The 12701-nt window shown below is 54.5% G+C and carries 8 protein-coding genes; 5 read left to right on the top strand and 3 right to left on the bottom strand.

What is annotated here, in order from left to right; genetic code table 11:
• Nucleotides 1-29: 29 nt before the first annotated feature.
• Nucleotides 30-1205, bottom strand: coding sequence for a patatin-like phospholipase family protein (locus ABHF33_RS11955; protein ID WP_348944177.1), 1176 nt, complete (start codon nt 1203-1205; stop codon nt 30-32).
• Between the two features lie 328 nt (nt 1206-1533).
• Here ABHF33_RS11955 and guaB point away from each other — a divergent pair, with 328 nt between their 5' ends.
• From guaB to ABHF33_RS11940, 3 genes are all read left to right on the top strand, one after another.
• Nucleotides 1534-3000, top strand: a complete 1467-nt coding sequence (gene guaB / locus ABHF33_RS11950) for an IMP dehydrogenase (protein WP_348944176.1) — start codon at nt 1534-1536, stop codon at nt 2998-3000.
• Between the two features lie 625 nt (nt 3001-3625).
• On the top strand, nt 3626-4069 hold the full coding sequence (locus tag ABHF33_RS11945) for a hypothetical protein (protein WP_348944175.1): 444 nt from the start codon (nt 3626-3628) through the stop codon (nt 4067-4069).
• Nucleotides 4070-4092: 23 nt separating this feature from the next.
• A complete protein-coding gene (locus tag ABHF33_RS11940; RefSeq protein WP_348944174.1) occupies nt 4093-4905 on the top strand; it encodes a DUF2145 domain-containing protein in 813 nt (270 codons plus the stop codon).
• A gap of 27 nt (nt 4906-4932) precedes the next feature.
• Here the strand turns inward: ABHF33_RS11940 and ABHF33_RS11935 are convergent, their stop codons facing one another.
• Complete coding sequence (locus ABHF33_RS11935) at nt 4933-6546, bottom strand: methyl-accepting chemotaxis protein (RefSeq protein WP_348944173.1); 1614 nt, start codon at nt 6544-6546, stop codon at nt 4933-4935.
• 536 nt (nt 6547-7082) lie between these two features.
• Here ABHF33_RS11935 and ABHF33_RS11930 point away from each other — a divergent pair.
• Both ABHF33_RS11930 and ABHF33_RS11925 read left to right on the top strand, forming a co-directional pair.
• Entirely contained in the window at nt 7083-7634 is a 552-nt protein-coding gene (locus ABHF33_RS11930; RefSeq protein ID WP_348944172.1) for a hypothetical protein, read from the top strand.
• 532 nt (nt 7635-8166) lie between these two features.
• Nucleotides 8167-9801, top strand: a complete 1635-nt coding sequence (locus tag ABHF33_RS11925; RefSeq protein WP_348944171.1) for a methyl-accepting chemotaxis protein — start codon at nt 8167-8169, stop codon at nt 9799-9801.
• Between the two features lie 1953 nt (nt 9802-11754).
• Here the strand turns inward: ABHF33_RS11925 and ABHF33_RS11920 are convergent.
• The gene (locus ABHF33_RS11920) at nt 11755-12624 is read right to left on the bottom strand and encodes a hypothetical protein (RefSeq protein WP_348944170.1); all 870 of its coding nucleotides are present in this window, start codon (nt 12622-12624) and stop codon (nt 11755-11757) included.
• Nucleotides 12625-12701 lie beyond the last annotated feature (77 nt).

The following is a 12701-nucleotide window of genomic DNA, read 5'->3' as shown; positions in this document are numbered from 1 at the left end:
GCCGGATCTCCGCGCAAAATAGAAAAGAACTATTCTACCGCCGAAGTTGCCTGCTCTGCAGCTAGAAAATGACGCAGCTGCTGCTCTTTTTCCAGCGCATCGTGATAGCCCAAAGCAATCAGCTTGCGCGCATACGGCCCGCAAAACAATAAATAGCTCGCCAGAACCGAGCCTTGCCGCCGAAAAGCGCCCAATCCACCGAGAAAAAACCGCATGCCCAGCGAAAATTCGCGCTTGAAAGGCAGCGTGAGTTTTTCCAGCGGCTGCGAGGGCGAAATCGTCAGCACTTCAATCGGCCGCAAATTGAGCCCAACCTCGCCCCGCACCGGTGCAGGAATATGCGAAATGGTGCGATTGATCCGCGTAATGCGCTCCAGATCGGTTTCCAGCGAATCGAGAAAAATGCTATTCATCAATTGCCCGCTCACCTGCGCCAGCGTCGGGTAGCCGCTGGTGTGCTGCCGAGCGGGGCTTTCCTCACTCTGCGGCGCCACCCCGATCACCAGAATGCGGCGAGCACCCAGATGAATGGCCGGGCTTAATGGCGCAATTTGCCGCACCGAGCCATCGCCAAAATATTCGCGGTGAATCCGCTCGGCAGGAAACACCAGGGGTATAGCGCTGGAAGCCATGAGGTGATTAAGGTTCAGCTCGGTACGTACCCCGATTCTGGATGCCCGCTGCCAGCCTTCCAGCTCGGCAATCCCCTGAAAAAAAGCCACCGACTGCCCCGAGCTATAGCCCAGCGCCGAGATGGACACCGCCTTGAGCACACCGCAATCCAGATTGGCCTGAATTTTCGGGAAATCGACAATCCCGGCCAAAAAATCGCGCAGCGGCGCATTATCCAGAAATGAGCGCGGGTTTTTCCGACCCAGCCCACCCACCAGCAAGGCAGCCAGCCAGTGCGCACCAGTGGCCATCAGGCAACTCATCGACCCCCGGTAGATTTGTTCGGGCTGCAGGTTTTGCCACATGCGCGCCAGCGAAAACACCGACCGGCGAAATTCACCCGCCCCCATGGCCAGACCGGCCGCATTGATTGCACCAGCCGATGTGCCACAAATAATCGGAAAAGGATTGGGAGCATGCTGGGGCAGCAAGCGGGCAATCGCCAGCAAAACTCCCACTTGATAGGCGGCACGTGCACCACCGCCAGACAGGATCAGCGCCGTATCGGGTGCCGTATGCAATTGCCGGCTCATATCGCCTCCCCGCCTGACGATCTGATTGGCATCAGGCTTTCTTACTTACAAGCTAGCTGGGCGCGGGCAATACAGCAATCATGCAACGCAGCATTCACAGGGCATCCAGGGCCTGCGGGGCTGTGAAACGGCTTTGCTTGCACATTTCAAACTGGCCAAAATCGGGGCGGCGACGATGAATCTGTTCCATTGATATTGCATATTTTCGCCATTCAAGCCGCCGACCGGACAAAAATAGGCTGTACTGCTGCGTTTGTCATATTACAAGGCCATAGTCGAAAAACTTGCATTTCGGTATAATGCTTTTTTGGCGAAAAGGATTTAGCTCATGCGCATTGTGCAAAAAGCCCTCACGTTCGACGACGTATTGCTCGTCCCTGCCCATTCAAACGTGATGCCACGCGATGTCTCGTTGGCAACCCAGTTCACGCGCGGTATCCGCCTGAACCTCCCCCTTGTATCTGCAGCGATGGATACCGTAACCGAAGCGCGTCTGGCCATTGCCATGGCGCAGGAAGGCGGTATTGGCATCATTCACAAAAACATGACTGGTGAGCGCCAGGCTCAGGAAGTCGCGAAAGTAAAACGCTACGAATCGGGCATTGTGAAAGACCCGGTCACTGTGGCTCCGACCATGCTGGTTCGTGATGTCCTTGCCCTGACTCGCCAGCATAAAATTTCCGGCCTGCCAGTAGTGGAAAACGGCGCAGTGGTCGGTATCGTTACCAACCGCGACCTGCGTTTTGAAACGCGTCTGGATGTGCCAGTGTCGTCGATCATGACGCCAAAAGACAAACTGGTTACTGTGCGCGAAGGCACGAGCATTGAAGACGCTCGCACGCTGATGCACGAACACCGCCTTGAGCGCGTCCTCGTCGTTGACGACGCCTTCAAGCTCAAGGGCCTGATCACCGTAAAAGACATTATCAAAACCAGCGAACACCCGCTGGCGGCGAAAGACGAGCAAGGCCGTCTGCGCGTTGGCGCTGCGGTCGGCGTTGGCGCTGGCACCGACGAGCGCGTTAAATTGCTGGTTGAAGCGGGCGTTGACGTGATCGTGGTCGATACCGCCCACGGCCACAGCCAGGGCGTACTGGATCGTGTGCGTTGGGTCAAAACCCACTTCCCGCAAGTGCAAGTGATCGGCGGCAATATTGCCACTGGCGCAGCAGCCAAAGCGCTGGTTGAAGCCGGTGCTGACGCGGTTAAAGTGGGCATTGGCCCGGGCTCGATCTGCACGACGCGTATCGTCGCCGGTGTGGGCGTACCGCAAATTTCTGCCGTAGCGAATGTGGCTGAAGCATTGGCGGGTACCGGTGTGCCGCTGATCGCCGATGGTGGAATCCGCTTTTCGGGCGACATCGCCAAAGCCATCGCAGCTGGCGCGCATATGGTCATGCTGGGTGGTCTGTTTGGCGGCACCGAAGAAGCGCCGGGTGAAGTTGAGCTGTATCAGGGTCGCTCGTACAAGAGCTACCGTGGCATGGGCTCACTGGGTGCAATGTCGGGCGCGAATGGCTCGTCAGACCGTTACTTCCAGGACAAAACGGCCGATGCCGACAAACTGGTTCCAGAAGGCATCGAAGGCCGCGTACCGTACAAAGGCCCATTGACTGCAGTAATCCACCAGTTGATGGGTGGTTTGCGCTCGTCGATGGGTTATCTGGGCTGCGCCACCATTGATGACGTACACGCCAAAGCCGAATTTGTGCAAATTACCGCTGCCGGCATCCGCGAATCGCATGTGCACGACGTACAAATCACCAAGGAAGCGCCGAACTACCATCAGGATTAATTCTGAACGCTTTCGCCAAAAAAGCCGCCTTGAAAGGCGGCTTTTTTATTGACTACAGTTTGTAGCCTAAACACAAACCATACAGGTATAGCCCTGCAGATCAATAATACCAATATCCACAATGAAATACCCACCACTTAAAGGCCATGTTCAGATTACGTGTTGATATGGCCGGATATTGTGATTTGACGATGAAACGCGGTATTCGTAGGGTGGGTTAGGCGGTTTTATGCCGTAACCCACCAGGACGCGGTATTAATAAGAGTAGCGTCATGGTGGATTACGGCCGAAATACCTTTGTAGTTTTAGGCAAGATCGTGGCGGCCCAACCCACCCTACGCATGATCAACACCAAATCTGAACATGCCCCACTTAAATTAGAGTAAGCAAGCACATCAGATGCAGGCTTTTTCGGCAGAAACGCGATTGCTGGCAGCGACCACTGCCGCCCAAACAGCCCGCGATGCTAGCAATTAAACAGGCAAAAATCCTTCCCAATACGCCGATCAAATCGCTCATGTGCGCAGCAGAGAAAGGCGCATACTGTTTGCTCACGGCAAATTACTGCGGCATAGTAGCCACAAGCTGACGAATACCCTCACCAGCACTGACACAGGATAAAATCATGCGCAAACTATCGGCTCTTTTACTGACCACGCTGCTGGCAACAACACTGAGCAGCACCGCCTACGCGCGCAAGGAAGGCTCGGAAATGCTGCAAAGCGGCCTCGCCTCGGTGTTGCTATCGCCACTCTTGTCCTTGCAAGGCAAGCCCGTTGAGGCTTCGGCCGCGCTGGGTCTGGGTAGCGGGTTAACCATTATCGGCCTGAGTACCGTTGGTGCCGAAGCCGTTACTGTCACCGTCGAGAATGCCGCAGACGGCAGCCGTTACCTGATCAGACTAAGCGGCAAAGCTGTTCAAGAACTGGGGCTGGCGGTTGGTTCATCCATCAAGGCCGTCAGCGAAACCACCGGCTACGCGCTCATTGCTTCGGGTAAGCTGGTGGCCTTTATCCCCAATGAAATCGGGCAGGCGCTGCTTGGACAAAGCAAAGTGAGCGGTAAGTAATAAAGAATAATTTAGGAAAAACAATGTACTCATTGCGTATCATCTGGCTCGCCCTGAGCCTGCTGCTGGCCAGCACGGCTTGGGCTGGCCGCAGCTGCGAAGAAACCCCCATCGACCCGCACGCTTTTCGCAAAGCCATGGCGGCAGGCTACGCCAGCATGCAGCAGCTGGACAAAATCAAGCCCCAGGTCGCGCTCATCGCCCGGATCGGACAGGATTTATCGGCGTATCAGCTACGGTTTTCTCATCTAGGCTTTGTCTGGCGAGATCCGGCACAGCAAGGCAACTGGCGCGTAGTGCACGCGCTGAACGATTGCGGCACGGCAACCTCGGCCATCTGGCAAGAAGGGCTGGCCAATTTCTTTATGGACGACCCAGTCGCATACGACGCGCTGCTGATCGTCCCGCCTGCGGCAACGCAGGAGCGCTTGCACGCACTGCTGCAAAACAATCAGCTCAACGCGCTGCACAGCGAACGCTACAATATGGTCGCCTATCCATTCTCGACCCGCTATCAAAATTCAAACCAGTGGGCGCTGGAAAATCTGGCCCGTGCGATGAGCAAAGACATTGAAATCCGTAATCGCGAGCAGGCTCAGCAATGGCTCAAACTGGCGGGCTATCAGGCCAGCGAGCTAAAAATCAATACTCTCAAACGGCTGGGCGGGCGGGTATTCCGTGCCAATATTGCTTTTGACGATCACCCTGGGGATTTGCGTCTGGCTGGCCGGATCAACACCGTGACTGTCGATTCGATTGTCAATTTCATCAGCAATATCGGACCGGGCAGCCGCACCTATCTGGTCGAAGCCCAGCCCTTGCCAGCGCTGCCATAAAGTCAGCAGCCTGGCGCGCGTTGCCGCTTAGATGCGATAACGCCCTATCGTTTGCTGGACGGCGTCGGCCAGCTCGCACAATTGGCCCGCCGAGCTAGCCGCTTGCCGGGCTGCGCCGCTGGTGTCGCCCGCCATTCTGGCGATCTGCTCGACCTGCTGCGCAATCGCCGTACTGGCGCTGCTTTGCTCACCGATGGCTTCGGAAATCTCGGAAATATAATCGTGCACGCTATCGGAAGCGCTGCGGATACGGTGGATGGCGTCACCCGCATCGCGGGCATACGCCACGCCCTGATTCACCGATTGAACCACCTGATTCATCCGGCTCACGGCGCGGTTGGCACCTTCCTGAATCTGACTGACCGTGGCGGTGATTTCATGCGTCGAATTGCTGGTGCGCTCGGCCAGCTTGCGCACTTCATCAGCCACAACGGCAAAGCCTCGGCCCTGCTCGCCAGCGCGCGCGGCCTCAATCGCAGCGTTCAGCGCCAGCAGATTGGTCTGATCGGCAATATCCTTGATCACGCCCAGCACGGCCTGAATCTGCTGGCTTTGTTCGCGCAGCGCTGTGATTTCATCCGCAGCCTCGTTCACCGTACTTGAAATGCTATTGATTTCGGCCACCGTCGCCTGAATCACCTGCTCGCCTTCTGCCGCCAGATGGCCTGAAGAGCCCGCGTGCTGATCCGCATCGCGCGCCCGCTCGGCCACATGACCAATGCTCACCGTCACTTCCTCCACCGTCGCCGCCATATGCGCCGCCGCTTCGCTGGAATCGCCCGCCACCCGCGATAGATCACCCGAGGCATCGACCATCTGGTGCGCAGAGTGGGTCATGGCCTGAATATTCTGGCTAATGCTGCCAAAGCTTTGCTGCACGGTGCGCAGCAGGCTATTAAAGGCCAATACCAATTCGCCAATTTCATCCTTGCCCGCAGCAGGCACGCGATGCGTGAAATCCAGGGATGACTCGATATGGCTTACCGCGCGCAATGTTTGGCGCAGCGGCTGGCGGATGGCGCGCAAAATCCACACGCCCAGCCCCAGCACGGCTGCAGTGGCCAACACCGCCAGCGCGACAAACAGCGTAATCGCCCGGCTCGCCTCCTGCTTGGCCATGGCAACGCTGGCGCTGGCATGCTGCTGATTAAATTCGATCACCTTGCGCAAATCGGCAATCAGACGGCGATTAAGCGAAGCGCCCTGCCCGTCGGCCAGCGCAAAAGCGCCGGTATTATCGCGCGCCTTGGAGCGCTCGATCACCTTGAGAAACACCTCCTGATACAGGCCATAGCTCTCTTTGAGCTTGGCCAGCAAAGCCTGCTCCTGCGGATTAATCAACAGTGTCTGATACTGCCCCAGCAGCTGCTCGATTTGCTGATTACGCTGCAAAAGCTGCTGCTCGACTTCCGATTTTTGCTGATCATTGGGCGCCAGAATATGCGCAAACATCGCAATCCGGTTTTGTGCAATCGCCCCATCCAGATTACCGATCAGCACTAGGCTGGGAATCACATTGACATCCAGCGCGCTAAACTGGTCCACATCCTGCTTGAGCTTGTAACTGCCCAGCATCGCCAAAGCCAGCAAAGCCAGAAGAGCCACCGCAATCATTGCAAGCAAACGCTGACTGATATTCATGATCCCCATCCTTCTATTGCCATAAGCCAATGCAAAATTCAGCATAGCCAAGGCCGCAGCAAAAACGCAGCCAATCAACGCCCATCGCCACGGCTTGCAGGCATATTTTTTTTATGCGGCTACGCCGCGAATCTTTTAATGCGCGTTCCGCCGCACGGAAAACCTCATCAAAGGTAAGTTGTGAAAATCTCGCCGGGATTTACGCAGCAAAATGCACAAAATATACACGCAAGGAAATTGAAGCTTAGTCCGCGTGCGCAAATCAGGATCTGCACACGCTACTCGGCGAAAAAACAGCGGAACAATCTACAACAAAGCGTGGCCCTCATCACTAGCAATGGGTATATCAATGTAGCTATTAATGGATAAAGCTCATGGCAACATACCAAGGCAGGTATATGCCGCAACCACGACTAAGACCAATGAAAATATTGCGCGCGCCGCCCAAAGCGTATTCCCATTGGCTAGGCAGAATGTGAAAATTGCGCACCAATTCAGCTCAACGTAACGCAAACCAACAACCCACCAGGAAAATCATGCTGAAATATATATCACTGCTTCTAAGCCTAAGCTTGACCTATCCGGCACAAGCCCAAATCGCCAGCCACTGCGCGCCTCATGAAAGCGCGATTATCGATGCCTGGATGGGCAACACCGTCATCACCGATTCGGGATATAAAAATACCCAGCAAGGCAAGCTGGTTTCGCTGTGCGCCGACCAGAAAAAAGAGCCCTTTACTCGCCTCAGCTATCGCTATGGTCGCCCCGGGCAAATTGAAATGACGGTCGATGCCACGCCGAGCACCCCATTCATCATCGCCAATCTCAGCACCGGCCCACGCACCGGCATGGATGTCATCGCGTTTAGCCGTGGCGAATTTAGCTATTACCTTGCTATCAACGGCGGCCAAGCCAGCGGCGTGCATTTACAAGTATTCAAAGGCAAGAAGTCGATTGTTGATCATTTTTCCGGCAATCATGACGGTGACGACTATCAGCTGGGTGAGGCCGAGATTGATTTCAGCGGCAAGCAAGCTCGCTCACCGGTATTGAAGATGGGGAAATTGAAGCACAATCTTGCACCGTAAGTGGCCCAGCTTTTTATTGGGTATATTGCCATAACTCATTAACTAATTGAGCTTCAGAGCAATACTGCTAGGTGTATTACTGATCTAGCAGAGACTGTCCGCACGGCAGAACGCACATTGAAAACATTGCGCCAACGGTGCAGAAAACGACAACAAACGCAGGGCGTGAAAATCTCGCAGGGATTTGTGCAGCAAAATGCACAAAATACATTCGCAAGGAAATTGAAACGCAGCCTGTATGCGCAAAGTAAAACGTTCACCTCCTACCCAGCTCACCTTGCCATCGACGCACACTTTTCTACGATGAGAAACGGTACTACTGCCACCATCCGTCCAGCTGGCTGTGTCGTTCTCCAACGAGAAAAAGTAAAGCAGAAGAATTTCCTGATATAGAACATTAGAATCTCTTTTCGCACATAAAACTAAACTCTGGGTCTGTTTGACGTGGGCGAGATGTGTATCAAGTCATGCGACTAATATCAATCTGCTCAATAGAAATCAATACCAACAGCCCGGCTCAAAAGGAACAGTTATGCTCTGGTTTGACGACATACGCTTGCGTTACAAGCTATTAATCAATTTCGCCCTGTCAGGGGGCCTGCTCATTGCAACCATTCTGTTCTGTGTCTGGCAGATCAAGGACGTCGGTACGGCGACCAAGGACATTGCCAGCAGTTGGTTACCCTCTGTGCAGGCCACAGGCGAAATCAGCCAGCTACGGTTACGCTACCGCGTTCGTAGCCTGGAGTATTTGCTACCCGGCAATGCGGATGAAAAGCTGAAGCTGGAAAAGTCGCTGGAAAAACTGGATAGCGAGGTCCAGCAATCTTTCCAGAACTACGAAAAATACATTGACCCCAATGATGCCAACGAACGCGAACAATTCCAGCTGGCGCAAGCCGCAGCTCGGGAATACCGCGATGTCGTTCTGCAAGCCATGGCGCTCGCCAAAGCGGGCGACGAAGAAGGCGCACAGAATTTGCGCAAGAATGAATGGGTCAAGGCGGCCAACAAAGTGCGTGATCAAACCGACTTGCTGGTCAAGCTCAACCGCGATGGCTCTGATTTAGCCGCACACCAAGCAGAGCAACAAATTGCTCACGCCAGCTCCGCAGCCTGGTTCAGCCTGCTTGGCAGCGCCGTGCTGGCATTATTGCTGTCCTGGAGCATTGCCAGACGTATCGAGCGACGTTTGGAGGTCTTGAATGTAGCCGCCCGGCAAATTGCCACAGGCGATCTGCGCGGCGCCAAACTTGAATCTGGCCGAGATGAAGTGGGTACGCTGGCTGAATCAATCGCCAAAATGCAGGATGCACTGCGCCAAGCCATGGGGGAAAGCCATCAGGGCATCGGTGCGATCAACCGGGCAGCCGATACACTCAAGCAAACGATAGACGAAATTGACCAATCATCGCGAATCCAGAGCCAGGCCGCCAGCTCGATTGCGGCCAATGTTGAAGAGCTGGTCGTTTCGATCAACCATATCACCAGCAATACAACGGACGCCACGAGGCTGGCAGACAATTCGGATTTGCACGCCAAAGAAGGCCATCAGTCATTAACCCAGCTTTCTGGCCAAATTGGCGAAGTAGCGCAAGTCGTTCGCAGCGCAGCAGAGCAAATAGCACAGCTGGCCAGTGAATCAGAACGCATTTCCAGCATCGTCGCAGTGATTCGCGAAATTGCCGATCAAACCAATCTGCTAGCACTCAATGCCGCCATTGAAGCCGCCCGTGCCGGAGAAACGGGACGTGGCTTTGCCGTGGTGGCCGATGAAGTGCGCAAGTTGGCCGAGCGCACAGCACAATCAACAGGTGAAATCGCCTCAATGGTGCAGGGAATCCAGAGCTCAACAGCCAAAGTTGTTCAGGGCATTGATCAAGGGGTCACGCTGGTTGAAAATAGCGTCGGGTTAGCGCAATCGGCTGGCGACTCGATTGCCAGTCTGCGCAGCATGGCGCAGCAGGTTGCGCGCATCATCCGTGAGCTGGGCACCACCTTGCAGCAGCAATCCTCCGCCTCCAATGATGTTGCCCAGAAAATTGAAGAAATTTCGGCACAAGCCGAGCAATCCAGCCGAACCCTCAGCAATACTGCTGGCGCAGCCAGCTCATTGAACCAGACGGCAGCCAACCTGCAGCAATCCATCGCACGCTTCCGGCTCTGATCCGCACGTGCATTGTTCGCGCCCTCCGAACAATGCATGGCGATCCAGTCTCATCCATCTTCTTGAATCGCTGAACTCACCTGCCCGCCCAGTCGACGGCATTGTCAATCTGTGCCCCAGGGACAATTCACCCCAGTCAACCGCAATGCAATTGCAGAGCCAATTTTAGCCAGCTGGAGATCATTTATGCGGTGACGCCGCGCGGGCAGGTTGGGGGCTTTGCTTGCAGTTCTACCATTGCATGGCCCGCTGGCGCAGGCGATAAACCGGCGGTTTCGCCCGCCTAGACGAGCAAGGGGAGGTCTTGCTCCTCCCCTTGCAACCCCAGCGCGCCCGATCGCCGCGAAACCCCGCCTGAAAAAGCCATGGCGAGGCGCCGCTACAACTCGCGTCGCGCTAACGTCACGACACTCAAACACGACGCGGCTTAAAACCTCGCCATGGCTTTTTCAAGCGGCGCGTCTCCACGGGCAATCCGTCCTAATTAGCAGCAATGGTAGGGTCGGCTTTAGCCGACCAAGCGCAATCAAAAAGGTCGGCTAAAGCCGACCCTACAGCGATTGGCATCAGGGGTATATCTCAGGAGAGCAATTCAGTATTTATTTCTAGAGCAACACCCTAGCATGTATATACCGTAATCGTTGATCTGCGCCATTTCCCCTGCAGCAGCGCCAAGCGAGGAACAAGCGGCAAGGGAATTCGGCGGGCTCTGTTTTGTTAAAGCCCGCCGCCTTGCCGATTGTCCGCAGTCGAGGGCATCGGCGCAGCCGACGCAGATGCCGGGGGCTGCTTTGGGGTGCAGGGGTATTTTTCTGCGCGGCGGAACGTGCATTGCAAACATCGCGCCAGCGGGGCATAGAACCAGCAGATTTTAAATATCTACGATTGCATGGCCTGCTGGCGCAGGCGGTAAACCGGCGGTTTCGCCCGCCAGACGAGTTGGGGGCTTTGCTTCTCCAAAGCCCCCAACACCCCAAAGGAGCCCCCCGCCTGCGGCCCTCCGGGCTTCCCTCGGTCGGTCGTGAGCCAAACGATAGAGCCATTTGTCTCGCTCCACTCCTTCGGCGATGGGCGACAGGGGATTTCAAGCCCTAGCCCACAGAGAGCGAATAGAACAAGCATGGGTATATAGCCAAAGACCATATATAAATTGATCTACAGAGCAACACCTAGGCATGTATAGGCAGAAATCGTTGGGCGCATGGGATCCCCTGCATCAGCGCCGAGCGAGGAACAAGCGGCAAGGGGTAAGCGGCGGGCTCTGTTTTGTTAAAGCCCGCCGCCTTGCCGATTGTCCGCAGTTGAGGGCATCGGCGTAGCCGACGCGGATGCCGGGGACTGCTTTGGGGTGCAGGGGTATTTGCAGAAGCAAATACCCCTGCCCGTCTGCGCGGCGGAACGCGCATTGAAAAAATCGCGCCAACGGCGCACAAAACCACAAAAAATGTAGGGCGGGTTAGCCGCAGGCGTAACCCGCCAATATGGTGATTAATCCAAATGCGGTTCAGCGCGGGTCACGACCCGCCCTACACGGCTAAAATTGATCTACAGGGCAATACCAAGGTATGTATGTACCACAATTGTTAGTCTGCACCAATTTCCCCTGCATCAGCGCCGAGCGAGGAACAATCGGCAAGGGGTTTCGGCGGGCTCTGTTTTGTTAAAGCCCGCCGCCTTGTCGATTGTCCGCAGCGAGGGCATCGGCGTAGCCGACGCAGATGCCGGGGGCTGCTTTGGGGTGCAGGGGTATTTGCAGAAGCAAATACCCCTGTCCGTCTGCGCGGCGGAACGCGCATTGAAAACATCGCGCCAACGGCGCATAAAACCATAAAAAATGTAGCGCGGGTTAGCCGCAGGCGTAACCCGCCAATATTGTGATTAATCCAAGTGCAGTTCAGCGCGGGTCTCGACCCGCCCTACACGGCGAAATAACAGCCATTTATGATTGCCAAGTTATTGTACAGCCTGAAGATTTTCATCTTTATAACGACGGAGGACAATATATTTAGATGATCCACACCAGATCACTGGCTTACCTGTTGTGGCAGTCCACACCTTACCTACAACCAGAACATGAGCACCAACAAGGTCTTCTAAATTTGTAATCTTAAAGCTGCTCAAAAAGTCATCTACAGTATCCTCAAATATTGCAACACTAGTTGATTGATGGTTACTTGAAGAATTTAGCCAAACTCTCCCATCCTGAGTCCGACCGACAGAAGCAATTGGCCCCCAAAAAAGTTGCATATTGTCAGTTGCTGGCAACGTAATATTGGCAAAATTACAAACAACACTTTGAACTGGGCCTTTTACTAGTACATCGGTCTCACTGCGGTACAGAGCAATTTCCTGCTTTGAAAGCCTGAATGAAGGGCTTTGCACAAGCCGGTGCAAAATTCTTCGCATGGTAAAATGTTGCGCCGACTCCGCTCCAGTATGAGGACGCACAAACACTTTTCCGCCAATATCGCTACCTGAATTGGATGATGGCTGAACCTGGGCAACATCTACTTCCTGACCCTGCTCCTGATCTAGTCGAACTACTATCGAATCGCCATTTTTAACTTGATCAGCAGTTTCAGTTCCTTGTTTAAGCGGATCATCCACAACGACATATTCAACCTTCAAACTGCAATTTTCTGCATGATGCGCGCAGAAATGGGAAGGGCGTCCATGAGTACTTTCTTTTCTGAACCATGCAAATTCTTTACACTCTACGCAGACTAAACTTTTTCTTTTAATTTCAAGTTGATCCGGCTGCAACGCTGCAAAAAGGTTTGCCTCCCACGTTTTGCCATCTTCAGTGCAGTAAGCATATTGCATATAAACCACCATTGAGATGTAAGAATGAAAAATATAACATCAAAACAATGACACCTACATGCGACAGAACAAAAAAA

Source organism: Chitinibacter sp. FCG-7 (genome assembly GCF_040047665.1).
Classification (GTDB): domain Bacteria; phylum Pseudomonadota; class Gammaproteobacteria; order Burkholderiales; family Chitinibacteraceae; genus Chitinibacter; species Chitinibacter mangrovi.
The sequence above is the reverse complement of the archived record's forward strand: the minus strand, read 5'-3'. Positions and strand labels throughout refer to the sequence as shown.